Genomic DNA, 25,214 nt, shown 5'->3' with positions numbered 1-25,214 from the left:
TTTTCACACGATCGATGAGCCTTTTTTTCATAAGCTGTATGCGTAAAATGTTTGTGGGGGAACAGATGCACGAATCTAACTAGATAATATGTGATCAATTTTACTTCGAACGATATACACATGAATACCACCGTTGATTTTCACTGCAGGTGGATGCTTTCCGCGGGCACGGCTTAAGCCTCCTCGGAAAGCGTAGTGTATATCTACTGCGGTCGGTAGGAATCAATACTAAAATTGACGAATACAAAGAGAGGTTTTTTAACTTCTTAAAAGAACACCCACAAATACGTGACTCAATCGAATTTAAAATTCCACTTGTAAACAATTTCATCGTTTGTTATACTAGTAATCAATTACATAAATTCCTATTTCAAAATTTATTTTTGAAGTTGAGGATAGAGGCGCAAAAACCATCAGTACACAGGCTGAGGATAATGAGGTCCATTGACACTTGTGGAAAGGGGAATTTGCCGAAGCGACAGGAATACTCATGTTCTTGAAGCTGGGTCTGCTATTGAATAAATGCAGGACTGTCATATAGGAAACTGTATGGAGGGCTACCTTACGCACGGAAACACTAATTTACATTTGTTTCTACTGCAGCAACGGGCCGTTCGTTGCTGCTTTTTTGTGCTTATGATTAATCAGCCCAGATCACCTCGAAAATACTATAAAAAGGGTGTTATGGAATGAATAATTTTGGTCAAGTAATTACAGCAATGGTTACACCATTCGATCGTGATGGAGAAATTGATTTTAACGCTACAAGAAATTTAATAAACAATTTGATAGCAAATGGGTCAGACGCATTAGTAGTCGCTGGTACGACTGGCGAAAGTCCAACGCTGACAACAGAGGAAAAGCTCGAGCTGTTTGAATTTACAGTTGCTACCGTTAACGGAAGAATTCCCGTAATTGCAGGAACTGGATCAAATAATACAAGAGCCTCGGTTTCATTAACGAAGCAAGCAGAAGCGATTGGCGTAGATGGCGTTATGCTTGTCGCGCCATACTACAACAAGCCTTCCCAGGAAGGAATGTACCAGCATTTTAAAACAATAGCTGAGGCTACCTCCTTGCCAGTTATGCTTTATAACATACCAGGAAGAAGCTCCGTAAATATTAGCGTCGATACAATCGTAAAACTTGCTGCAATAGAAAACATATTTGCTGTTAAGGAAGCGAGCGGAGACTTAGACGCAATGTCTGAAATCATTAGTCGCACACCAGAAGACTTCCTATTATATAGTGGCGACGATGGGTTAACCTTACCAGTACTGTCCATTGGCGGTGTTGGTATTGTTTCAGTTGCAGCTCACATTATCGGAAACGAAATGCAAGAAATGATAACTGCATTTAAAAATGGCGATGTGCAACAAGCCGCTTCACTGCATCGTGAACTTTTACCAATTATGAATGCTCTATTCGCTGCACCTAGTCCTACACCTGTAAAAGAAGCATTGAATATGAACGGCATCCATGTTGGTAGTGTACGTTTACCTTTAATTCCGCTTAACCAAGAAGAAAAAGCGGCATTAAAGCGAGTAATTCGCCCAAGTCAAGTTCAGCGAGTCGTCTAAAAACATGCGTTTGTGATAAAAATTAATATATACCGAAAAATACCGAACTGGGTCCGCTCATCACAACATGATGAGCGGACCCAGCTTTTTAGTCCTTCATATCAATATGTTTTATCTCGTAGTTAACACAAAAGCTTTTTTAACAAACACATCCTAGCGACTACAAAAGACTTTATTCTCTGCTATATTTAAAATGAGTATGAAAAGATTAAATAAGAAGATATACTTATAGACGAAAAAAGTGTTACGATCAATTTGAACACTTTTACTTTAAATGCATGTGAAGAAATTGAATAGCGAAACAAACTATAAATGTAATTTAAAATTTTGTATTTTTTATACGTTTGGAGTTGAGTCTTTTGAAAAAAATTCCTTTTACAAAAATGAATGGCTGTGGAAATGACTTCCTTATTATAGATAATCGAAATGGGCTAATGGATCATATACTTCCGTCTGGTTTTATACAAACCGTTTGCCATAGACGATTCCATGTTGGGGCAGATGGATTGATGCTTTTAGAAAGCTCAAACAGGGCAGACTTTAAAATGCGCTACTTTAACGCGGATGGCTCCGAAGGGGAAATGTGCGGTAATGGCGCTCGATGTATTGTAAAATACGCGTATGAAAAAGGCCTAATCTCCGAAACGACGTTATTTGAAACAGGAGATGGTATGTATGAAGGGCAAATTATTAATGAGCAAGTGCAAATAAATTTTCCTTCCATTCAAACAGAAAAGATTCAGCTACAGAAACAATTTTCTAGTACCGAAGCAATTCCGTTCTATCATTATCTAACAGTAGGTGTTCCTCACACGGTATGCATAGCGAATGAACAAATGCAAATTGACAGTGCTGATTTTAAACAATGGGCAAAAAATAGTAGAAAACAAGTGATCGAGGCTACGAATGGAACGAACATGAATTTAATTAAAATTAATAATAAACATGAAATAACGGTACGAACGTTTGAACGCGGGGTAGAGGACGAAACCTTCGCTTGTGGTTCAGGAGCAACTGCTAGCGTAATCATAGCGCATCAATTAAATAAAGTTACTACACCCGTCACAGTACATACAAAGGGAGGACCATTAACAATTGCATTTGATACGAATAAAAAGTCGATTACGAACATTACTTTAACTGGAGACGCAGTTATTGTAGCCGAAGGATTTTTAATCCACTATGAGTAATCTGTTTGAAAAAACATACAAACAGCATCGGTTATTATAAGCTTTACATTTTCGGGCCTTTATATCCGTGACTGAAACGAAGGTAGAGAAAACTTTTTAAATCAAAGAAAAACCTATCTATTATTGAAGCATGTATTTACCCGCTCTCGAAATATACCTCGCTTTCCGCAGCTGGTTATGGACCAAACAATTTGTAAATGAATTAAAATATGTACGTACAAATATAGAACTCCATCTTTATTCAATTTATGATTAACATTTAAGACATCCGTTGGTATAATAAGAACAACATTTTACAGATGGGCTTATACATAACTGAGAAGGGTGGAAATAAAGTAAAAGCAAAACATTGCATCTAAAATAAAATAAAAAGGAGCTACTAAGCATGCGTAATAAATTAAAAGCCTACCGTTTTCCTATTATTTTACTTTTTTCTATTATTGTCGGCTCTATTATCGGTCTGATCTTCGGAGAAAAAGCAGGTGTAATCAAACCACTAGGTGACTTGTTTATCAATTTATTATTTATGATTGTTGTCCCTCTCGTCTTCTTTACAATCGCATCTGCCGTAGCAAATATGGATAGCATGCGTAGACTCGGTAAAATTATGGGGTCTATGATAACGATTTTTGTCGTTACTGGAATTATTGCATCCGTATTTATGCTAATTGCTACCGTCATGTTCCCTACCGGATCAGGTGCAGATATTCCTCTCGAAACACCGGAGGAAATGGAGGAAGTTACATTTGCTGATCAGCTTGTACAAACATTTACTGTACCAGACTTTATCGATCTATTTTCCCGTTCCAATATGCTCGCGCTCATTATCTTTTCTGTTCTAGTAGGTGTAGCTACAGGCCTTATTGGAAAGCCTGGAAAAACATTTGCTAACTTTTTAGCGAGTGGATCCGAAGTATTTATGAAGATCATTCAGCTCGTTATGTACTATGCTCCAATTGGATTAGGTGCTTATTTTGCTGCATTAATTGGCGAGTTTGGAACCGCTTTAATCGGTGATTATGCAAAAGCAATTATTGTGTATTATCCGGTATCTATTTTATATTTCTTTATTGGATTTACGTTGTATGCATTTATCGCTGGCGGGAAAAAGGGTGTATCTCGTTTTTGGAAAAACATTCTGTCTCCTGCAGCAACTTCTCTTGGTACGGGGAGTAGTATTGCAACGTTACCAGTTAATTTGCAAGCTGCAAAAAAGATTGGTGTTCCAAAGGATATTCGTGAAACGGTTCTTCCACTTGGAGCAACGATTCATATGGATGGCTCCTGTTTATCCGCTATGTTAAAAATCGCTTTCGTATTTGGAGTTTTTAACAAGGATTTCTCTGGCATCGACACATTCTTAACTGCTATTGGCATTTGTTTGCTATCGGGGATCGTTATGAGCGGCATACCAGGTGGTGGCTTCATCGGCGAAATGATGATAGTTACACTATACGGTTTGCCAATTCAAGCCCTTCCAATTATTTCAGCAATTGGAGTTGTTGTCGACCCACCGGCTACAATGGTTAATGCAACTGGTGATACCGTATCAAGTATGCTTGTAACGAGACATCTTGACGGCCCTGATTGGATGGAACAAGCAGATGCAAGCAATGCAAGCTAAATATATATTATATATGTAAAAGCATTGTTAATCATATGATTTTGCGTACTCAACGCTCTTCAACTTTAGATTGAAGAGCGTTTTTATGTATTTTTTTCTTATCCTTATTATTATGTGAAGGATTACGCAAAAAGTTTCTGATCTGTTCCTTTGTCAATCCCGCTAATTTTGCTTTCAATATAAGTGAAGACCATTCTTGATCAAAATACATCTCTTTTTTATTCCCCACTCGGTGTACACCCTCTCTTCCAGTATCAATCCTTATCTATTTGCGAGCACGTTAGAGTGGTAAAATGATACTACTTCAGCCGTTACACGACCATTACACATTGTTTAAACAATTTAAAAAACGATAAAAAAAACGTCGATTAATTTCTAATATTCGCAACTACTACAGTCTTAAATTATTAAAAGCTGCTTTATACAAAGCAGCTTAGTGTTTGTTAAACATATCTTTATTAACATTTGCTTCATATCTTGCAGTTAACGTCGAATCATCTACATAATAGTTTAACGCAATTTGCAAATAATGAAGCACTTTTTTATAATCGCCTTCCTCTTCAAAGAAATCTGCTAAAAATATAGCCATATCCGCCCAATCCTTTTCAAGCTCGGATTGAAAATCAAGAAACCAATCCTCATACAATCCAGGCAAAGGTCTTGCCGTTCTTTCCTCCAGTAGCCAGCCATACATATTTGCCTTTTCAGCACGATTTTGGAGCTGGTGTGCACTTTTTAATCGCTCCATATATTCAACAAGGTCACATTGTACCTGAACTTGCAACCGCACATGCTCCCGATCTGTATGAATAATCGAAGCATTGTTTTGCTCAACATTTAATATCCGTTTAATGTAGTGTAAAGAAACACGTAACCGATTTTTTGCATTTTCCAAATGAATGTCTGGCCAAAGAACATCACATAGCTCATCACGAGTCGCTGATTTTACGATAATAAGATATATTAATAATTGCTTCGCTTTTCTTTTGTTCCAACCTTGAACGATTTTTTCGCCATTCATTTCTACATCGAACCCATTCATTACATTCACTGTTAGAACTGGTTGTTGATCCAATTGATCTTTCTTCACCGATCTATCATTAAAGTATTCGTTATACATTTTCTGCATCAGCAATTTTTTATAACTTGTTATAGAATGATTCGTCCTATTAGGTTTTGGGTTGTTCTTTATGAATTCAATAACCATGTCTGCCATCATTTTTGGTTGATCGAATTGAACGAGAAACGATGCTTTTGGTACAGTATAATGTCTTCCATTAGGAACAAAGTTTAAGCTCATATTCGATAATTCAGACGGATATATGTCATCTTCTGCACCAGATAAAAGCAAAATAGGGTTCCTCACTCTTGTAATGAGCTGTAAACAGCCTTCGCCTATTTTCGGGTGAAACAGTTGAAAAAAAACCGCTGGAGACACTTTTTTATACGAGCGATAAAGGAAATTTAGTTTTTCTGGTGTCGGATTATAATAAGCCGATCGTTCCATATTGTAAGCAAGCTTAATCATTGAATCCTCACCAGCTACCAATGCTTTACGTTTTTGAACCAACTTCTCCCCTAACTCATTCGGATAATACAACGGAACCGTCATAAGCGTAATCGTTTTTAATATTATTTCTTCTATATGGGCAGCAATATGAACTGCAATAAATCCTCCTAACCCTTGTGCAACAATATGAAAACAATCAATGTCTAGTTCGGAGAGTAGATACATTAAATCCTTGCTTAATAATTCAATGGTAAGCTTTTCCTCACCAATATCGCTTTTTCCATGCCCTCTTAAGTCATAGCGGATAATATCATACTGTTTACGAAAATGAGGAATAACAAAGTCCCAAGAATACATATTTAATCCGATTCCATGAATAAAAACAATTGTTTCTTTTGCCGTTCCTTTTTTCGACTCAATCCACTCATAATGAATCGATAGATCTCCATTTTTCAAATCATGCATCCGTTCACCTCCTACTAAAGTTCTATTATAATTACTATTTCGCTATATTTTTCAAGTTCCCTTCTATTTAATACAGAATAGTGACACTATTGTTTGTTACGCATCAAATACAGTTTCAATCTTTAAGTTTTCGGATTAACTTGCGGAAAATCAGGCCACGCCAGCGGAATTCGTCCGCTTGGAACAGAAGTCAATAGATTGCGGGTTAAAAAATAGTATTTGAGGACTTTTCAATGGCCTCAGCGGTAGCTCGAGGAGGCTTACCAATCGCCGTGGAAAGCGAGTATATTCCATGAGTGGAATTGTTAGAAAGGTTACACCTTTATTGTTTTATAGTCTCTTCATTTTTAAAGACACTTTAAGCACGTTATACTCATTTAAACCTCCATATTTATCGCAGGAACGTCTACTAAAAAATTCTCTTGACAATGGAAAAGATCGCGGTAAAATTGAAAATGTTGACTATTAGCAAGTGATGCGCATTTAATTGTCAGAAATTTTATACAACAGAGGAGGAGACAGAATGAAAAAAAGAAAAGAACCGATTAAAAATTGGAAAGTATGGGTCGTTTTAATTCCACTCTTTATCATGAGTGTTCCTTGGTATTTACCAGCTGGCTCATATGAACCGATTATATTAGGTGTACCTTACTGGGCACTAATCATTTTAGGAGTATCTGTAGCTATTTCTATCGCTATAACATTTATTTTGAAATATAGTTGGCAAATGACAGATGAAGAAGACATCAAGGAGGAAAGTGAATGAATAATCTAGCGTTTTCAGGAACATCCGGCATTATCATTATGCTTTTTTACGGTTTTTTAATGCTAGCTATTGGACTTTTTACATATCTTAAAAACAAAGGGATTCACCAATCAAATAAAGAATTTTATCTTGGTGGAGGGAGCATTGGCGTATTTGTCTTGTTCTTCACCTTTTTTGCTACACAATATAGCGGAAATACAGTCGTTGGTTATGCACCGACTGCATATCGATTAGGATTCTTTTGGCTGCAATCAATAACTTTTTTTATTTTAATTGTAATTGGATATATGCTATTTGCTCCTAGATTATACGTTTTAAGTAAAAAATATAACTTTATAACTCCATCTGATTTTATCCATAAACGATTCCAATCTAAAGGAGTTACAATTTTAGCGTCACTTCTTATGCTATACGGTTTAGGAAACTATTTATTAGAGCAGATTGTTGCAATCGGTCACGGGGTAAGTGGCTTAACTGGTGGAACTGTACCGTATCAAGCTGCCGTAGTGTTCTTTGTTACAATTATGGTCATTTACGGATGGCTAGGTGGAATGCGCTCTGTTGCTTATACAGACACGATGCAGGGAATAGCTTTATTATTTGGTGTGTTAATACTCTTAATAGGCTCAATTATTTACTTCGGTGGCGTTTCAAGTGCAACTGACTATGCTGCCGTCATGTCACCAGAAAAACTAGGTGTTCCAGACATTAATGGGGTTGTTGGTTGGTTCAGTATGCTCATCCTAGTAACAATTGGAGCTGCGATATATCCCCACGCTATTCAGCGAATTTTTGCTGCAAAGAGTGAGCTTTCTTTAAAACGTTCATTAACAGGTATGGCGTGGATGCCATTTATTACTTCTGGTTTCGTTTTTCTCATTGGGATTATTGGGATCCAAGCATTCCCAGGATTAAGTGAAGGAGATTCGGAACAACTTGTCGGCATGATGGCCAATCATATTGCAAGCCAGCATAGCTTCTTTTATTGGGCAATGGTGCTTTTATTCGGAGGAATCATTGCAGCAATTGTGTCTACAGCTGATTCTGTATTACTAACACTCTCTTCTGTTATATCTAAAGATATTTACGGCAGATTTATTAACAAAGAAGCGAGTGATAAAAAACAAATTTTAGTCGGGAAAATAACAGGTGTCTTTATTGTTATCTTTTTATTAATTATCGCTTGGTATCCACCTGCAACCTTATATCGTATCTTTATTTTAAAGTTCGAGCTACTTATCCAAATTGCTCCAGCATTTATAATCGGTCTTTACTGGAAAAGCTTGCACAAGCACGCGGTCTTTATTGGAATGCTTGTCGGAACAGTTGTTGCATCCTACATGGCTTTTGCTGGGTTAAAACCGTTTGGTATAGCAAGTGGTCTATGGGGATTACTCATTAACACAATCATTTGTGTAGCTGCTAGTCTCTTTATTAAAACGTCACAACAAGAAAAAGCTCGCATTGAAAAAGCATTATCATAGATCGAAAATAGAAAAAAGGTTGTCTATCGTTGCTCGTTTGCTGCAACGATAGACAACCTTTCTTTTTTCCTATAAAAACTTCCTCTAATTGTCGGGTGTTTAATATACACCTTAAATGCCCAGCTTAAGAAACCACCTATAAGCAATTTTTATTATTTTCACTTTATTCAATTAAAGCAAGAAAAACCCTTATAAAGTAAAATTTGACAATAATAGGATTCCGTAATAATCTACTAGTATTACCACATTTTTAATAATTATTAAGGGGGATCTTCGATATGAAGAAGAAAAATCTATTATTATTAATTTCTATGTTATTTGCACTATCCTTACTTCTAGTAGCATGTGGTGGAGATTCAGGAGATACATCGTCAGATAATGATTCAGGATCTGATACTGCTGAAGATGCCGATGGTACAGATGATGCAGAAGAAACGGATGCTGGCAATGGAGATCAACCAGAATATTTAAGCTTGTTAACAGGTGGTACTAGCGGAACATATTACCCGCTTGGTGGAGCAATAGCCAAAATTGTTACAGATGAAACAGGAATTCAGACGGACGCATTATCATCTAACGCATCGGCTGATAATGTAATCGCTTTAAAAGATGGAGAGGCTGAACTTGCATTCGTTCAGACAGACGTTGTTGCAGATGCGATTGAAGGACGAAACGCCTTTGAAGGAGATCCAGTAGACAACGTACTCGGTCTTGGCTCACTTTACCCAGAGACGGTTCAAATCGTTACTACTGCTGATTCTGACATTTCTTCAGTAGAAGATTTAAAAGGAAAAAAAGTTTCTGTAGGTGCACCCGGCTCTGGAACTTACATTAATGCGGAACAAATTTTGGAAATCCACGGCATGTCGATAGATGATATTGACGCACAAAACTTGGATTTTGGAGAATCAGCTGGCGGGATAAAAGACGGTAACATTGACGCAGCATTTATTACAGCTGGAACGCCAACAGGTGCTGTAGAAGAACTTCAAGCAACTGCTGAAGTTTCTGTCGTACCAATTGCCCAAGATAAAGTAGATGAGCTCGTTGAAAAGTATCCATATTACGCAGCAGATACAATTACTGCTGGAACGTATGGATTAGAAGAAGATGTGCATACCGTCGCAGTATTAGCTATGGTTGCTGTTACAGACAGTCTTTCTGAAGATGTCGTCTATGACATTACGAAAGCAATTTATAAGAACACAAATGCGATTGCACATGCGAAGGGCGAACTGATCACCCTAGAATCTGCCTTGGACGGAATCGGAATTGATTTACACCCTGGAGCTAAAAAGTTCTTTGATGAAGAAGGTATATCCGCTAATTAAATGTGGTAATAAATTATAAAACTTTTTTTAAAAGGCCGGTGCCAACCAATTGCTGCCGGCCTTTTCCTTCTAATAAATGAAGAATAACTAAAGACCGAATAACTTACGACAAAAGTGCAGGTAATTCTTTTATGCGTACTTATAAAATATTTAATAAAAAAACAATTTTCGTTTTTAGTAGTATCCTTCTCGTACTCGGAATTGTAATTGTATTCATTATACCAACAAAGACAACCTTAATTTTTTACAAGCAACACTCATCCGAAATCGCCGCTCACCTGCCGATAAAGCCTGGTGATACATTTGATATTATTTTTACCCATTCGATTCATTTAACCGATGTGGAAGAAAGATATATGATACAAAACGACTATTCCATTAAACAATATGAAATTATTTATGAGCATTTTGGAATTGGCATGCCAAGTAATGCAAATGCAGGAGAAACATTTGTATATGAGGACGGAAAGTATCATATACAAAATATAAACACTGTATTTCCAGCTATGAAAATTAGAAATGGGAAAACAGTGTCAAAGCACCGACTTGTTTGGGATCATGCGAAAAAAGAAAAAAAAGTGTTTTTTAACGATTATTTCGAGCCGGGCGCATGGTTTACAGTTAAAGTAGAAAAAATATCGCTTTGGAAGTTTTGGAAAGGAGTGACTATTCGTGAGTGAGTCACAACACGACCGCAAAGAACAAGAATTAACCGAGGAACAGCAGGAAGAATTGTTGCAAAAGTATGACGCGGAGTCGAATACTAGAAATCTGACTGGAGTTGCTGCACAAGTTGTATTTTTCACACTTGTGGCATTTTCCTTATTTCAGTTATATACGGGAGCATTCGGACAATATACTGCTTACATTCAGCGAACCGTTCACTTAGGCTTTGCGCTTGTACTAATTTTTTTACTGTTTCCTGCAACGAAAAAAAGGAGCAAATCAAAAGTAGCCTGGTATGACATGATACTAATTGCTCTTTCCATCATTGTATGTGGATACTGGCCCGTCTTTTATGAAACAGTTGTCCAGCAAATTGGTGGGATTGACAATACACAAATGCTCATCGGTGGGATTGCCATCCTCCTTGTACTTGAAGCTTCAAGAAGAGCTGTCGGCCTCCCGATAACTATTATTGCAAGTCTATTTCTCATATACGCTCTGTTTGGTCCGCATATGCCAGGCTTGTTTGCCCACCGTGGGCTAAGCTTAGCTCAACTAATTGACTCGATGTTTTTTACAACGGAAGGAATACTCGGTACTCCTTTGCAAGTTTCCTCAACATATATTTTTCTGTTTTTACTATTTGGAGCGTTTCTTGTAAAAACTGGAGTTGGAGATTACTTTAACGATCTAGCGATTTCGATTGCGGGAAAACGTACTGGTGGACCTGCAAAGGTTGCTATTTTCTCCAGTGCATTGCAAGGTACAATTTCCGGAAGTTCAGTAGCTAATACGGTTACGACTGGGTCGTATACAATCCCAATGATGCGCCGACTTGGCTATCGTCGAAATTTTGCAGGAGCAGTAGAGGCGGCATCTTCTACTGGTGGACAAATCATGCCACCTATTATGGGAGCTGCAGCATTTTTAATGATTGAATTTGCTGGAGTGCCTTATTGGGATATTGCAAAAGCAGCACTTATTCCAGCTATCCTGTACTTTTCTGGTATATGGATTATGACTCATTTAGAAGCAAAACGAATGGGGTTACTCGGTCTCCCGGACGATCAAATACCGAACAAAAAAGAAATTCTAAAAAAGATCCATTTGTTGCTTCCTATTCTCGTTATTGTTTGGCTTTTATTTAAAGGTTTTAGTATTGAACGAACCGCTTTGCTTGGAATTCTTGCAACAGTTGTCGTCAGTTTAGTATTGAAAGAAACACGCATGACACCAAGAAAATTTGTTGATGCTTTAACCGCTGGAGCTCGTACAGCACTTGGAGTAGCGGCTGCTACTGCTTGTGCTGGAATAATTGTCGGAGTTGTTACAAAAACAGGACTCGGTCTCAAGATGGGGAACAGTCTTGTAAATATAGCGGGTTCGATTACATCGTCGGTACAAACACAGTTAATTCTTACGCTAATTTTTACGATGATTACATCGATTATATTAGGAATGGGTTCACCGACTACTGCTAATTACATCATTACATCAACAATTGCTTTGCCCGCGATTATCGCACTAAACGACACGCTACCAGTCGCAATTCCAATATTAGCGGGACATATGTTTGTTTTTTATTTCGGGATTGTAGCCGATATTACCCCGCCGGTAGCTTTGGCTGCGTTTGCCGCAACGGGAATATCAAAAGGAGACCCAATCCGTACAGGTGCCAATGCATCAAGGCTTGCGATTGCAGCGTTTATTATTCCATATATGTTTGTATTGCAGCCAGAATTATTAATGATCGATACTACGCCAATGGAAATTACGCTAATTTTAATAACTGCAATAGCAGGAATGATCTCCATCGGAGCCGGTATGATAGGTTTTTGGTATCGGAAGCTTCATTGGCTTGAACGAATTATATCATTAGCCGCTGGCTTACTATTAATTTATCCTGGTGGCTACTCCGATATAATTGGCTTTGTTGTCTTTGCTATTATGCTCGTTATTCAACTTATGAGTAACAGGGCACACAAAAAAAGGATGTTAACAAAGACTAGCGGTTAAATTACAGGAAGTATCCTTATACCTCATTGAGAGGGTACTTCCTTTTTGATTTCTTATTACTTAGTTCTTTTGTAGCAGTACGAAGGATATGGATGCGTAAAGTGTTTGTAACGTGGATATTTTATGGAAAAGGATGGTTTACAATATAGTAATTATCCGTCTACATATTTGATTCAATCTTAAAGATATCCTTTGTCTTTAATTTTTATAATAATCATGCGATATTGCTTAAAAAATACAAGTTAAAAACTTTTTTTATACATCGCAACTCGTAGAGGGGGCAGTCAGTTGATAATGAGACAGTTATCTTGGAAAAACATAAAAATATCTCAAAAATACTTATTTTTATTTATTTTTGCAGCATTTTTATTTTTTATCGCTGGCATGATCGTATACGTCCAATTAGATATCGCAGATAAAGATATTGACGCGATTGAAGAGGAAAGCTTGCGATCAGGAGATGTAAACACTCTTGCTAAAATTGTCCAAGCAAAAGATATGCAGATTGCTGATTTTATTATTAGCGGGGAACGAAGGTACATAACAGAGTATAATCGGTTAAGCGAACTATTTGCTGACTTAGTAAAGAAAATGGAACCTTCAATGCGAACAACTGAGCAAAAAGACATGTTTTCAGAAATAAACGAAAACAACGAAAAAATTGACGTAATGTTTCACGATGAAATTATTGATGCTGTTTTTTCCGATCGTGTTTATAAAGCAACCGCGATTCGTAGTGTATCCAGTTCCTTACGACAATCTACTATTGAATTATCAGACCAACTAATTGAAAGTATAGAGCTAGAGCAGACAAATGCCGTTAATAATGCTAAAACCAGCTTATCCAATAGCACTCTAGTACTAATTATTGCAAACCTTGTAGCGATCGGACTTGGTGCTCTATTTATATTTTTCATCAGCAGAAATATTGCTAGCAATTTAACGAAGGTCGTATCGATTACGAGAGAAGTGGCCGAAGGAAATGTTGCTGTAGAATCTATGGAATATAACGGCAAAGATGAAATAGGTCAATTAGCCGAAGCAATGAATACGATGAAAGCGAATATACGACATATTTTATTAAAAGTAAGAGATGCATCCCAAGCCGTTTCAGCACATAGTGAAGATTTAACGCAGTCTGCACATGAGGTAAATGAAGGTGGAATACAGGCCTCTACAACAATGGAAGAATTATCGGCAGGTGCGGAAACACAAGCAAATCGTGCAGCTGATCTGTCAGAGAATATGAATAAGTTTGTAGAAAAAGTTTACGAATCGGAAAAGAGCGGTGAAAATATAGTTGCATCGTCTGACCATGTTCTAAAACTTACATCGGACGGAAGTACATTAATGACACAATCCGTTAATCAAATGAGTCAAATAGATAAAATTGTTGCAGAAGCTGTCAAAAAGGTTCAAGGGCTTGATGAGCAATCAGAAAAAATATCAAAGCTCGTTCTTGTTATAAAGGATATTGCCGATCAAACAAATTTACTATCGTTAAATGCGGCAATTGAAGCTGCACGTGCCGGAGAACATGGAAAAGGATTTAGTATAGTAGCAAACGAAGTAAAGAAATTAGCAGAGCAGGTAGCCAATTCAGTGACAGAAATTACAACAATCGTTACAACTATACAAACAGAGACAGATGATGTCGTGGAATCATTGAACACTGGCTATAAAGCCGTGCAAACAGGAACAAGCCAAATTGAAACAACTGGTAAAAGCTTTCAACTAATACATAAGTCGATAACCGATATGGTAAAGAAAAATGTTGCAATATCTAAGAATCTCAAAGAGGTTGCAGAAAACAGCAATATTATGAACAGTTTAATTGAGGACGTTGCCTCTGTTTCAGAAGAAGCTGCTGCTGGAGTAGAAGAAGCCGCTGCATCCATCCAGCAAACCTCCAGCTCAATGGACGAAGTCTCTAGCGGTGCTCGTAATTTGTCTAAGCTTGCAGAACATTTAAATGACGAAATAAAAGTCTTTACACTTTAAATACTGTCCTATTGTAATAGTGGCTGTTATCTTTGGCAAAAGTGGTGGTATCTTTTATACCATCACTTTTTTGGTGAAGATGAACGTATTACTATTAAATTTTAAAAATGTGCATTTGATTTAAAATAGGCTGCCAGAAATATATCCACTTATCCAAGGTTGTGTTTGGAAACCTATTCCCTCATCTCGATTCTCTCCAATCCTCTAACTGTAAGTGTAATTTCATAAGATTCAATTGAACAGCTATTACTTATAAAATAATCATACGAAAGGCTTAATACTTTTTATACGTGACCGATATAATACAAGAGCATGTTTCTACTAATTTATAAAAGCTGGTCAAGTACACAATACGATTTTCTATTCAGCCCTATTTTTCGAGGGCCGATCTTTTCGTCGTTTCAGCAAAGAGCGCTTCGTAGTAAATAAACTACGTTACAAAATGGTAATAGGTGGGGATACATATGAAGAAAAAGAAAAAAAAGTTAAAGCATACAAAAGCTGTAGGAGGTAAGCAAGGAAAACGCAACAATCGTTTGAAATCCTTGCGCTTTATTAGTTGGAGAAACATTCCAATTGGTCGCAAATACATCATTGCTTTTTTACTTTCGGCCATTTTATTTATTGCAGCAGGTACAATTGTGTTTTTGCAGCTTTCTACAGCTGAACAAGACATACACTTTATTGATGAAAAGAGTAAACAAACAATTGATATGGCTCAAGTAGCCTTAATAATTCAAAAAAAGGACTCGAATGTAGCGAACTTTTTAATTACAAGGGACAATAACCATATTCAAAACTTTAAAGACAATGGCGCAGAGCTTGGAGAACTAATACTTAAGCTAGAGCCGACTTTTACAGAAAGCAGAAACAAAACACTTTTTACTAGAATTAAAGAAAATAATGAAGAAATTAATAACATCTTCTTAAATAAGATGGTTCATTCCATTAACGAACAAAACGACTCGGAGCTCGTGCTCAACCAAATTCAAATTAGCGCGCTAAAAACATCAACAGTAACATTAGTAAATGAATTAATTGATGTCGTAAACAATGAACAAGGAGAATCCGTAAAAAGCGCAAATGTGAGTATAAGCAATAGTGTTCTAGTATTAATAATTTCAAATGCTGTTGCTATTGTTTTAGGAATTATTGTAATGCTTCTTATTAGTAGAGGCGTTTCTTCAAACTTGAAAAAGGTCGTAAATGTCACTACTGAAGTGGCTGACGGTAATTTATCCGTAGCATCGATGAATTATGAAGGAAAAGATGAAATTGGCCAGCTAGCCCAATCGATAAACGTTATGAAAGATAACATCCGCAACATTTTATTAAAAGTAACCGATGCTTCCGAATCCGTATCATCGAGAAGCGAAGAATTGACTCAATCCGCTAATGAAGTAAAAGAGGGCAGCGAACAAATTGCAACTACAATGGAGGAGCTTTCTTCAGGAGCAGAAACACAGGCGAACAGTGCTTCTGATCTATCTGAGAAAATGAATGATTTTGTACAGGCTGTACAAACGTCAGAAAGAAATGGCCAAGAAGTCGCTTCCACCTCAGATAATGTATTGCAATTAACAGCCGATGGTACGCATCTAATGAAGCAATCTGTCCAACAAATGAATAAAATTGACGAAATTGTATCGGATGCAGTAAATAAAGTACAAGGTTTAGACAAACAATCCGCACAAATTTCAAATCTCGTATCTGTTATTAAAGATATTGCTGATCAAACAAACTTATTATCGTTAAACGCAGCGATAGAAGCAGCTCGTGCAGGTGAGCACGGCCAAGGCTTTGCCGTCGTTGCTCACGAGGTTAGAAAGCTGGCAGAACAAGTTGCTTCCTCGGTATCAGAAATTACCGAAATCGTTACACGGATCCAAACAGAAACGAATCACGTTGTCAATTCACTAAATGAAGGCTATACGGAAGTAAAAGAAGGTACAAACCAAATTGAAAAAACGGGACATAGCTTTGAAACGATAAATAATTCTATTTCTGAAATGGCGAGCAAAATCAGAGGAATTTCTACTAATTTAAAGGACATTTCTAATAATAGTAATGAAATGAACAGCTTAATAGAGGAAATTGCTTCTGTTTCAGAAGAAGCAGCTGCTGGTGTAGAGCAATCTGCCGCTTCGTCTCAGCAAACATCCAGTTCGATGGATGAGGTTTCCAATAGTGCGGATGAGTTAGCAAAGCTAGCGGAGCAGTTAAATGAAGAAATTCGGGTATTCCGCTTATAAATAAATATACTAATTCATCGAATACTAGTCGCGTAACAACATGGACGAACGGACGGAACAAAATGGATATAAAATAATTAAATGGTTTCGGTTATCCGATCTTGATAACCGAAACCATTTTTCGTTGATCTGTAAAGCCTGTTCGCGCGACAAAGCTCTCATTACTCAACACTTCTACGTTCAAGCCACATTTTCATTAGATGAGTCAATTCATAATTTTTAAAAAATCGCAAAAGAACGGAATTTTAAAATCCACTTAAAAATTTAAAGCGAGATTGGTGTCTGCAGTGTTCCATCCGGATCCACTCCGCTTTCCACAGGCAACGCCTCAACTAACTTTAAAAGTTTTTACCAAGACTTTTAAAATGGATTTTCGGCTGTTGCTTTTCCAGCAGGAGTCTGCGTGGATCCGGATTCCACACAGACGTGTTGGTGTTTCGACGGCTAAATGGCCTTTATATCCATACCAGAATTCATTTTTGCCATCGCTGTTTTTCTTATACACCATTTGGGGCCTGTGGAACTTTAGTGCGTAGTTCATCTAAAGGAACTTCTATACGTTAGAGCCTTTATAAAGAAAACAATCCATTGTATGATCATTAACCATTCCAATTGCTTGCATAAATGAATAGCATATGATCGGTCCGACAAAGGAAAAGCCTCTTTTTTTCAAATCCTTACTTACCCTTTCTGATAAGTCTGTAGAAGCTGGAACCTCACTCGCACTTTTCCAATGATTAACAACCGGCTTCCCCTCTACAAACGTCCATATATAATTTGAAAAACTACCAAACTCCTCTTGTGTACGTAAAAACACCTGTGCATTACTAACAACGGATTCGATCTTTTTCCTATTACGAATAATTCCAGCATTATTCATTAGCTTTTCGATTTTTTCGGACGTGTATGTCCGAATGATCCTCGGATCAAACCGATCAAATGCTTCTCGGTACGCTTCTCTGCGTTTTAAAATTGTAATCCAGCTTAACCCTGCCTGTGCTCCTTCCAACGAGAGCATTTCAAATAAATAGCGATCATCATACGACGCTGGACGAACTGTGCCCCACTCTTCATCATGATATGTAATGTAAAGCGGGTCGTTTGTGACCCACATACATCTTTGGACAGACATAATTTATTCTTCTTTCGTTTCTACACTGTTTTCTTCATAGGAAATCCAATCGCTAAAACTTCCTGGATACAATTTTACATTTTTAAAGCCAGCCATTTTCAATCCAATAATATTTGGACAAGCAGAAATACCGGAGCCACATGAAACGATGATTTCTTCATCCTTTGGCAGTTGAGCAAAGTGCTTTTCGAGCTGGTCGCTGCTTTTCCACGTTCCGTCTGAATGTAAAACCTCTTTCCAAAAAAAGTTTTTTGCTCCAGGAATATGTCCAGCTTTTGAATACATCGGTTCTGTTTTACCAAGGTACCGATCTTTGGATCGGGAGTCCAGTAACAAGGCCGCTTTATTCTTCATCTTTTCTCGTACGGTTTCCATATGTACAACGGCATCTTTGCGAATCTGTATTTGAAAGGTTTTTGCCTGGCGTTCAGGGATTACATCTGTACCTTCATTTCCTGCTGCTAGCCAACCTTTCCAGCCTTCTTCTAAGATTGAAACATCGTCATGCCCCATGTAATGAAGAAGCCACCACGCACGAGCAGCAAACATATCGCCACCATTATCATATATAACAACTGGCGTTTGTTCATCGATACCAATTGCTCCGAGTTTTTGTGCCAACGTTTCTAAATCTGGCAACGGGTGATTCCCTCCATGCGCTTCTACCTTTCCTGATAAATCATGATCAATATGAAGATAAAATGCACCTGGAATATGACTCTCTTTATAAGCGAACGCCCCTTCATCAGGATTCGCCATATTAAACCGTACATCCAAGACAACGATATCGCTTTCCTTTTCTTTCATGCGTTTCTTTAACCAATTTGCTGTTACAACATAAGACATACAAATCCACCTCTTTACATATAATTGATTACTTTTATTTTATATCAGATTTAAATAATAAACCAATCTCCATGTCCCTTAGCACAATCTGCCTTAGTCCTATTATTTAAATGCGTTTAAAAGTAAGTATCTGTAAAGCTTTGTGAGTGAACTAAGCTATTTATTTTAAGTCCCTTTATTTTGAAATAATACAACTTACTTATCTTGCCCATATGCTACATTCGCTTTTTGTGGACAACCTTCAAGTTTCATAAGTGGTATTGCTTTTTATCGTTAAACTATGAGAAAATACATAGGAATTATACGATCTGACATAGTACACACACTCTAATGCAAATAGTTTTACACTTGCCAAGACCCCCTTTTTAATAAAGGGAAACAGACGGAGGATTTTAACATGCTTAATAAACAAAATATAATTTTTTTCATATTTTCACTGCTCCTCATATTACCTGCTTGCACTACTATAAATAACGATTCTACAGATTCAACAGAAAAAAACGCCACAAATGAAACAGAGCATACGAGTTCAGATACAAGCTCCTCAATTCAAACCGAAGCGACTGCTTCATTTCCCGATATTTATTTGCAAAAGGGGGATGCAGGTGAGTCTGTAGAGGCATTGCAAAAGGCACTAAAAAAAGTAGGATATAACGTTGAAGTGACTGCACGATTTGACAAACAGACAACTTGGGCAATAACGGACTTTCAGCTCCAACAGGAATCACTATTCGTAACTGGAATTTACGATGATAAGACAAAGAACGGGTTAAAAGAGGTTTTAGAAAATAACGATATTGTAGAAGCTGGTTTAGGACTTGCCCCACCAGAGCATCCAAATGAATTAACAGCCGTTATAGAAAACCCATATGAAATATTAGCTGTAATTAATAAAAAGTACGCGCTCCCACACGATTATATTCCGTCCGACTTAGTTATCCCTAATGTTCGTTTCCCTTTTACAGAGGACGTACCTAAAAAACAATTAAGGCGAGTAGCTGCCGATGCTTTGGAACAACTTTTTGCAGCTGCAGATAAGGCCGGTTTGAATTTGTTTGCACAATCGGGTTATCGTTCTTATGAAAGACAAGAAACAATATTTACATCGAATGTACAAAAGCATGGCGAGAAGTCGGCCAATACTTTTAGTGCAAAGCCTGGACAGAGTGAGCATCAAAGCGGGTTATCGATGGATGTTACGTCTCCTGAAGTTAAGTTTCAGCTGACTATAGCTTTTGGAGACACAAAGGAAGGCCAATGGCTCGTAAAACATGCAAGTGAATTTGGCTATATTATTCGTTACCCAGAAGGAAAAGAAACAATTACACAATATCAATATGAACCATGGCACTTGCGCTATGTCGGTAAAAAGGCTGCGACAGAAATAATGGAAAAAAGTATAACATTAGAAGAATATTTAGACATAAATTAATAAATTTTAACTCTATACAAAAGCCCTACTATTTTTTACAGAAGCTGCGTGAAAATAGTGGGGCTTTTCGTACGAACTATATTTAATTTTTTCTAAAGAATTATTTCGCGTTGTTTGTTGCTAAAAAGGCTTAACAACCATTAGTACAATAATAGCGAATAGAAAAACATTCGTTATTCGTTCGTAAAAAAATAAATTACGTGACAATTTATCGTACGTCGCCGGGATTTCTTCTGAATCTTGCTCTATTAATATCTTCTTTATCGGTTTCGAACGTGGAGCTAATAGGCAAGGACCTGCAGCCAAAACAGCTAAAAACAAAAGAATACTAATAATATACCATGCCTGTGTAAAAAGGTATACGTGGAGGAAGCCCATCCATATTCCCGTTATAAACACTAGAATTCCGCCTGTCATGACAAGTAAATGAACGCGACTTCGAATAATATACGCATGCTTTAATTCAGACATCGTTTGTGGTTTTTTTACTATTAATGTAAGAATAAAGCCTGGTCCTACGCCTACAATCGCAGCAATTACATGGACAAGCACTAGAAAATCGTAAAATGACATTTACCTTCCCCCAAGCTGTCGCTATGTTACATACATATCCTTAGCGTATCACATCATTTTCCATTGAAGTCCTTATTTATTAACAATATCTTGACAATGATCTGGTATATTCCTCACTTACAAATTAGAGTTTCAAAAAAGAGGTAAAAATTTCCAATTGCTATTCAAGTATACACTAAAAATAATAAAACAATTGCTTTAGCTAGTGAAGGTATTTGTCAAAATGAACACAACAATTTAACTTATAACTACGCTAATTAAGCCTGCTTTTTCTCTACGTATAATGCCATCGGGTCTTCTTGCCCTTTTTCTAAAGGCATATGTTCCATTTTTAAAGAACGTTCCTCTCTCGGTTTTGCCAAGTCCGCATAAATTATTTTTGAGGCACCTAGTCCAGCTGCAGCAGTATCTTCAATTGAAGCACAGTAGTACGCATGCTTCATTCCAGACATATACATCGTTGTGAGACACATTGGACATGGCTCCCCGCTCGCATACATCGTAAATTCTGATAAATCATGGGTTTGTAGCTTTTCTTGTGCTTTTCGAATAGCTACCATTTCGGCATGACCGCTTACATCAAACTTTTTATGTAGTTCATTTACACCTTCTGCAACTATTTCTCCGTCTTTTACTAAAACAGCTCCAAAAGGCTCCCCGCCCTCTCGAACATTATTTGCTGAAATTTCAACTGCACGACGCATAAATTTATCCATAAACAGTGCCCCCTAAATGAAATAGTATCTTACTGCTAATAATAGTACAGATGTGCTATTTTTTCCATTTTAGTCATACCGTACAAATAAATCGATCTGTTCGTACAAGAGTGGATATCTTCAATTAGATTTATTCATACGTAATTTTCATATCGCCCCGGTTAATCCATCCTTTTTTTCTAAACCACTCGGAAAAAGCTAAACTAATTACAGCTGGTGCAACGATGTGCAATAGGAGTACCGCCCAAAACACATGCATTGTAAATCCCATCGATTCAAACGTCATAATCTGTCCGACAAAGCCACTCGTCCCCATACCTGCACCTGCCGTATTATTTGTCATCCCAAGCCAAGCTGTTCCAATCGGTGCAAGGCAAACACCAGCAATCGTTGGTGGAACGATTATAATTGGTTTTTTTATAATATTAGCAACTTGAAGCATAGACGTTCCAATTCCTTGTGCTAAGAATCCACCAATTCCATTATCGCGATAGCTTGAAACAGCAAATCCAATCATCTGTGCTGAACAGCCTATTGCAGCAGCGCCAGCAGCTAAACCGTCCAAAGAAAGCATTATTGCAATCGCTACGCTTGATATTGGTGCTGTCAACGCCCACCCCATAAACAATGCAACTAACATCCCCATAATAATCGGCTGCTGCTCCGTCGACCAATTAATCATCTCCCCAAACCAAATCATAAAAGTATGAATGGGTGGACCGACAAACGTTCCGGCTAAAAACCCTCCCAATATTGTTATAAATGGTGTAACAATAATATCTAAACGCGTAACTTGATATACAAGCTTCCCAAACTCTACAGCTACTACTGCAGAAACATAGCTTCCTGCAGGGCCGCCTAACTCCGCTCCAAAAGCTCCAGCGAATAAAGCGGAAAACAATACAAGAGGCGGTGCTTTTAGCCCGTAAGCAATTGCTACACCAATTGCTCCACCCATAATTTTTTTATCCATTGCAAACGAACCTATTTCTATTAAAAACTCAATATTTAACTGCTCGCCTGCTGTCTTAATAATAAGTCCTATAATTAATGAAGAAAACAACCCTAAAGCCATATAACTTAACGCAGTGACAATATATGCGTTCCATGAAACGTTAATCCCTTTTTTCCGTAAAAACTTCTTCATCCCTATTCCCCCTCGTATATAAAAGTGTGGCCGTTATTTTTCATCAAGTACTTCTGCTACTTTTTCATTTGCACACGTATCTATTTCTTAAAAACTTAAATTACTAAGCATCCCTTGTATTACAGTTGGACACTTTTCGCAGTATGGATTCAGTGGCCTCGCTCGAAAATAGCACTCATGTCTATGTTCACCTCACATGGATTACTGTGTAAAAGTCACCTTATTTGTTTTAAGCAATTGGTTGCTTATTGTGAATGTTTTCACATGTATGAAAATAAAAGATGTGTCCCTATTATTACGCAGTTCTATTTAGAAATGCAAGTATATGACGGGTGTATTTTAAGAATAAAGTACAGTTAAGAGTATGAGTAAAATGTTTGTGGGGGAACAGATGCACGAATCTAACTAGATAATATGTGATCAATTTTACTTCGAACGATATACACATGAATAACACCGTTGATTTTCACTGCTGGTGGATGCTTTCCGCGGGCACGGAAAGCGTAGTGTATATCTACTGCGGTCGGTAGGAATCAATACTAAAATTAACGAATACAAAGAGAGGTTTTTTAGCTTCTTAAAATAACACCCACAAATACGTGACGCAATCCAGTTAAGAAGCTTGTTTGATTAAACGGTATAAATCGGCTATAATTTGTTTGATGAGAACCGTTATTAATTAACTAGAATAAATGATTCTGAGGGGGATTAAGGTGAAACAAGAATATTCAACTTTAAAACAAATAATTCGCGACCGCCGGGCAGTAAAAAAGGGGTATTTAAATAAAGAAGTAACAGAAGAAGTTGTAAAAGAATTGCTGGAAGATGCAATATGGGCTCCTACACATGGAAACAGGCAGCCGTGGCGATTCATTTTTGTTGGGCAAGACCAATTGCCAGCTTTCGCCAAAAAAGTCGCTCAAACGTATTCAGCAGACCTCCAACAAAATCGAGAAAATTACTTAAATGAACCGAATGCAATTCTTGTCGTAACAATGGAAGCGCCAGAAATGGAAAAGCAATGGGATGAAAACTTTGGCGCAACCGCTTGTATGCTACAAAACTTTTGGTTGCTTGCATGGGAGAAAAAACTTGGAGTCGTTTGGAAGACGAATCCACATATTTATGACCCTAAAGTAAAAGAAATCTTACATATTCCAGACAACGAAAAAATTATCGGCTTTATTCATTTAGGATACTTTGAGGAACAGCCAGCTAAAAAAGACCGAATCTCCGTTGTGGAAAAGTTTACAACTTTTAAAGCATAAGCATCCGTTTCTAGGCAATTATGCTACCAGAAGGTAGACTTCTACCGTAAACAGCATATAAAAAGTACGAACGAATACGATCGTACTTTTCATTTCAAGAAAATATATCACTGTAAAAAATAAATTACGTCGATTCAAAAAAATTTCCGATCCCCTACAGGGGTACTCGGAAATTTTTTTGCTTTCTCACTTTTTTTGTCTACAATTATTCATCCATTGGATGCAGATCCGTTATTTTCCCTGCTTTTACTACTTGTCCAGGCACGTCTTTGCCTATTAACTTCGGCAACTGTTTAGAGAGAGCAATGAGCTTGTCTACATCTACTGCCGTTTCATAACCGATTGCATCTAGCATATGGACTAGGTCCTCCGTACAAATGTTACCCGTTGCTCCAGGCGCAAATGGACACCCTCCCAATCCACCTAGTGCAGCATCGAAGCGCGTAATTCCTGCATTAATTGCAGCTATTACATTCGCTAGCCCCATCCCCCGTGTATTATGAAAATGTACTGTTATCGGTAAGGTTGGGTACATTTCTACTGCTTTTTTCATTCGGTTTTCCACTTGTCTTGGATGTGCCATTCCTGTCGTATCAGCAAACGTCACACTGTCCAATTCTAATTCCTCGACGTATGTTTGTAGAAAATGAAATAATCTTTGCTCCGGGATTTCACCTTCAAATGGACAGCCAAAACTCGTTGCTAACGATCCATTTACTACTATATTCGTCCCTTTTGTCATCTTTAAAATTTCTTTAAATTCATGAAGAGATTGCTCCGTCGTTTTTTGCACATTTTTGATATTATGTGATTCACTAACCGACATAACGAGATTGATTTCATCTGCCCCCGCTTCTATCGCTCGAATTGCGCCTTTTACATTCGGAACAAGTGCAGTATATGTTACGTGTTCGTTTCTTTCTATATTTTCAAAAACAGTTGCTGCATCCTTTAGCTGTGGCACTGCTTTAGGAGATACAAATGAAGTTACTTCAATTTTACGCACACCGGTTTGACTTAATGCATTTATTAACTTTACTTTTTCAGCCGTTGGTATAAAAATTGGCTCGATTTGAAAACCATCCCGTGTAACTACTTCTTGGATATGTAGCTTTCTGTTCATTCGTAAATCTCCTCATATATTTTGTTTCGGCATAATTTTCCGCCGATTATTATTGTTTCTTTTACATTACCTCATATATTCCAATACATAAT

General features: G+C 37.4%; 20 protein-coding genes and 1 riboswitch. Of the genes, 12 read left to right on the top strand and 8 right to left on the bottom strand.

Annotation, left to right across the window (positions count from 1 at the left end; genetic code table 11):
• The first annotated feature begins 388 nt into the window (after positions 1-388).
• Positions 389-568, top strand: a riboswitch (Lysine riboswitch).
• Positions 569-689: 121 nt separating this feature from the next.
• From dapA to ACLIBH_RS01160, 3 genes are all read left to right on the top strand, one after another.
• Positions 690-1,580, top strand: a complete 891-nt coding sequence (dapA, locus tag ACLIBH_RS01170; protein ID WP_439314836.1) for a 4-hydroxy-tetrahydrodipicolinate synthase — start codon at positions 690-692, stop codon at positions 1,578-1,580.
• A gap of 359 nt (positions 1,581-1,939) precedes the next feature.
• Entirely contained in the window at positions 1,940-2,770 is an 831-nt protein-coding gene (gene dapF / locus ACLIBH_RS01165; RefSeq protein WP_439314835.1) for a diaminopimelate epimerase, read from the top strand.
• A gap of 385 nt (positions 2,771-3,155) precedes the next feature.
• Positions 3,156-4,394 carry a dicarboxylate/amino acid:cation symporter gene (locus tag ACLIBH_RS01160; RefSeq protein WP_439314834.1) on the top strand — a complete coding sequence of 413 codons (1,239 nt, stop codon included), beginning with the start codon at positions 3,156-3,158 and terminating at the stop codon, positions 4,392-4,394.
• 49 nt (positions 4,395-4,443) lie between these two features.
• Here ACLIBH_RS01160 and ACLIBH_RS01155 read toward each other — a convergent pair whose 3' ends face one another.
• A complete protein-coding gene (locus ACLIBH_RS01155; RefSeq protein ID WP_439314833.1) occupies positions 4,444-4,623 on the bottom strand; it encodes an anti-repressor SinI family protein in 180 nt (59 codons plus the stop codon).
• Positions 4,624-4,827: 204 nt separating this feature from the next.
• Positions 4,828-6,369: an alpha/beta fold hydrolase gene (locus tag ACLIBH_RS01150; protein ID WP_439314832.1), complete on the bottom strand. Its 1,542-nt coding sequence runs from the start codon at positions 6,367-6,369 to the stop codon at positions 4,828-4,830.
• 523 nt (positions 6,370-6,892) lie between these two features.
• On the opposite strand from ACLIBH_RS01150, the gene ACLIBH_RS01145 reads away from it, so the two are divergent.
• From ACLIBH_RS01145 to ACLIBH_RS01115, 7 genes are all read left to right on the top strand, one after another.
• On the top strand, positions 6,893-7,135 hold the full coding sequence (locus ACLIBH_RS01145) for a hypothetical protein (RefSeq protein WP_439314831.1): 243 nt from the start codon (positions 6,893-6,895) through the stop codon (positions 7,133-7,135).
• Positions 7,132-8,619, top strand: coding sequence for a sodium:solute symporter family protein (locus ACLIBH_RS01140; RefSeq protein ID WP_439314830.1), 1,488 nt, complete (start codon positions 7,132-7,134; stop codon positions 8,617-8,619). The genes ACLIBH_RS01145 and ACLIBH_RS01140 overlap by 4 nt, the downstream gene beginning before the upstream one ends.
• 278 nt (positions 8,620-8,897) lie before the next feature.
• Positions 8,898-9,950 carry a TAXI family TRAP transporter solute-binding subunit gene (locus ACLIBH_RS01135; RefSeq protein WP_439314829.1) on the top strand — a complete coding sequence of 351 codons (1,053 nt, stop codon included), beginning with the start codon at positions 8,898-8,900 and terminating at the stop codon, positions 9,948-9,950.
• 131 nt (positions 9,951-10,081) lie between these two features.
• Entirely contained in the window at positions 10,082-10,630 is a 549-nt protein-coding gene (locus ACLIBH_RS01130; RefSeq protein WP_439314828.1) for a DUF1850 domain-containing protein, read from the top strand.
• A complete protein-coding gene (locus ACLIBH_RS01125) occupies positions 10,623-12,632 on the top strand; it encodes a TRAP transporter permease (protein WP_439314827.1) in 2,010 nt (669 codons plus the stop codon). The genes ACLIBH_RS01130 and ACLIBH_RS01125 overlap by 8 nt, the downstream gene beginning before the upstream one ends.
• 294 nt (positions 12,633-12,926) lie before the next feature.
• Positions 12,927-14,633 (top strand): methyl-accepting chemotaxis protein, encoded by a 1,707-nt coding sequence (locus tag ACLIBH_RS01120; protein ID WP_439314845.1) that lies wholly within the window; start codon positions 12,927-12,929, stop codon positions 14,631-14,633.
• A 464-nt stretch (positions 14,634-15,097) separates the two neighbouring features.
• On the top strand, positions 15,098-16,885 hold the full coding sequence (locus tag ACLIBH_RS01115; protein ID WP_439314826.1) for a methyl-accepting chemotaxis protein: 1,788 nt from the start codon (positions 15,098-15,100) through the stop codon (positions 16,883-16,885).
• 553 nt (positions 16,886-17,438) lie between these two features.
• On the opposite strand, the gene ACLIBH_RS01110 is transcribed toward ACLIBH_RS01115, so the two are convergent.
• Together ACLIBH_RS01110 and ACLIBH_RS01105 are read right to left on the bottom strand one after the other, a co-directional pair.
• Positions 17,439-18,017 carry a DNA-3-methyladenine glycosylase I gene (locus ACLIBH_RS01110; protein ID WP_439314825.1) on the bottom strand — a complete coding sequence of 193 codons (579 nt, stop codon included), beginning with the start codon at positions 18,015-18,017 and terminating at the stop codon, positions 17,439-17,441.
• Positions 18,018-18,020: 3 nt separating this feature from the next.
• Positions 18,021-18,863: a sulfurtransferase gene (locus tag ACLIBH_RS01105; protein WP_439314824.1), complete on the bottom strand. Its 843-nt coding sequence runs from the start codon at positions 18,861-18,863 to the stop codon at positions 18,021-18,023.
• Between the two features lie 397 nt (positions 18,864-19,260).
• Here ACLIBH_RS01105 and ACLIBH_RS01100 point away from each other — a divergent pair, with 397 nt between their 5' ends.
• The gene (locus tag ACLIBH_RS01100; RefSeq protein ID WP_439314823.1) at positions 19,261-20,295 is read left to right on the top strand and encodes a D-alanyl-D-alanine carboxypeptidase family protein; all 1,035 of its coding nucleotides are present in this window, start codon (positions 19,261-19,263) and stop codon (positions 20,293-20,295) included.
• 120 nt (positions 20,296-20,415) lie between these two features.
• On the opposite strand, the gene ACLIBH_RS01095 is transcribed toward ACLIBH_RS01100, so the two are convergent.
• The 3 genes from ACLIBH_RS01095 to ACLIBH_RS01085 all read right to left on the bottom strand — a co-directional run bounded on the left by ACLIBH_RS01095 (position 20,416) and on the right by ACLIBH_RS01085 (position 22,731).
• The gene (locus ACLIBH_RS01095; protein WP_439314822.1) at positions 20,416-20,868 is read right to left on the bottom strand and encodes a DUF2269 family protein; all 453 of its coding nucleotides are present in this window, start codon (positions 20,866-20,868) and stop codon (positions 20,416-20,418) included.
• A gap of 257 nt (positions 20,869-21,125) precedes the next feature.
• On the bottom strand, positions 21,126-21,584 hold the full coding sequence (locus tag ACLIBH_RS01090) for a nucleoside deaminase (protein WP_439314821.1): 459 nt from the start codon (positions 21,582-21,584) through the stop codon (positions 21,126-21,128).
• A 130-nt stretch (positions 21,585-21,714) separates the two neighbouring features.
• Positions 21,715-22,731, bottom strand: coding sequence for a PTS transporter subunit IIC (locus ACLIBH_RS01085; RefSeq protein ID WP_439314820.1), 1,017 nt, complete (start codon positions 22,729-22,731; stop codon positions 21,715-21,717).
• 692 nt (positions 22,732-23,423) lie between these two features.
• On the opposite strand from ACLIBH_RS01085, the gene ACLIBH_RS01080 reads away from it, so the two are divergent.
• Positions 23,424-23,999 (top strand): nitroreductase family protein, encoded by a 576-nt coding sequence (locus tag ACLIBH_RS01080; protein WP_439314819.1) that lies wholly within the window; start codon positions 23,424-23,426, stop codon positions 23,997-23,999.
• 205 nt (positions 24,000-24,204) lie between these two features.
• Here ACLIBH_RS01080 and ACLIBH_RS01075 read toward each other — a convergent pair whose 3' ends face one another.
• On the bottom strand, positions 24,205-25,122 hold the full coding sequence (locus ACLIBH_RS01075; RefSeq protein ID WP_439314818.1) for a hydroxymethylglutaryl-CoA lyase: 918 nt from the start codon (positions 25,120-25,122) through the stop codon (positions 24,205-24,207).
• Positions 25,123-25,214: the final 92 nt, after the last annotated feature.

It is taken from the genome of Virgibacillus sp. W0430, from assembly GCF_051846935.1.
Classification (GTDB): Bacteria; Bacillota; Bacilli; order Bacillales; family Amphibacillaceae; genus JBPYCR01.
Note: the sequence above shows the minus strand (reverse complement) of the source record. Positions and strands in the feature narration are given on the sequence as shown.

Coding starts and splice junctions, on each gene's coding strand:
- ACLIBH_RS01150 (WP_439314832.1), bottom strand. CDS start 6,369: ATGCATGATTTGAAAAATGGAGATCTATCGATTCATTATGAGTGGATT.
- ACLIBH_RS01110 (WP_439314825.1), bottom strand. CDS start 18,017: ATGTCTGTCCAAAGATGTATGTGGGTCACAAACGACCCGCTTTACATT.
- ACLIBH_RS01105 (WP_439314824.1), bottom strand. CDS start 18,863: ATGTCTTATGTTGTAACAGCAAATTGGTTAAAGAAACGCATGAAAGAA.
- ACLIBH_RS01090 (WP_439314821.1), bottom strand. CDS start 21,584: ATGGATAAATTTATGCGTCGTGCAGTTGAAATTTCAGCAAATAATGTT.
- ACLIBH_RS01120 (WP_439314845.1), top strand. CDS start 12,927: ATGAGACAGTTATCTTGGAAAAACATAAAAATATCTCAAAAATACTTA.
- dapA (WP_439314836.1), top strand. CDS start 690: ATGAATAATTTTGGTCAAGTAATTACAGCAATGGTTACACCATTCGAT.
- ACLIBH_RS01100 (WP_439314823.1), top strand. CDS start 19,261: ATGCTTAATAAACAAAATATAATTTTTTTCATATTTTCACTGCTCCTC.
- ACLIBH_RS01080 (WP_439314819.1), top strand. CDS start 23,424: ATGATTCTGAGGGGGATTAAGGTGAAACAAGAATATTCAACTTTAAAA.
- ACLIBH_RS01145 (WP_439314831.1), top strand. CDS start 6,893: ATGAAAAAAAGAAAAGAACCGATTAAAAATTGGAAAGTATGGGTCGTT.
- ACLIBH_RS01130 (WP_439314828.1), top strand. CDS start 10,082: ATGCGTACTTATAAAATATTTAATAAAAAAACAATTTTCGTTTTTAGT.
- ACLIBH_RS01085 (WP_439314820.1), bottom strand. CDS start 22,731: ATGAAGAAGTTTTTACGGAAAAAAGGGATTAACGTTTCATGGAACGCA.
- ACLIBH_RS01115 (WP_439314826.1), top strand. CDS start 15,098: ATGAAGAAAAAGAAAAAAAAGTTAAAGCATACAAAAGCTGTAGGAGGT.
- ACLIBH_RS01135 (WP_439314829.1), top strand. CDS start 8,898: ATGAAGAAGAAAAATCTATTATTATTAATTTCTATGTTATTTGCACTA.
- ACLIBH_RS01140 (WP_439314830.1), top strand. CDS start 7,132: ATGAATAATCTAGCGTTTTCAGGAACATCCGGCATTATCATTATGCTT.
- ACLIBH_RS01095 (WP_439314822.1), bottom strand. CDS start 20,868: ATGTCATTTTACGATTTTCTAGTGCTTGTCCATGTAATTGCTGCGATT.
- ACLIBH_RS01075 (WP_439314818.1), bottom strand. CDS start 25,122: ATGAACAGAAAGCTACATATCCAAGAAGTAGTTACACGGGATGGTTTT.
- ACLIBH_RS01160 (WP_439314834.1), top strand. CDS start 3,156: ATGCGTAATAAATTAAAAGCCTACCGTTTTCCTATTATTTTACTTTTT.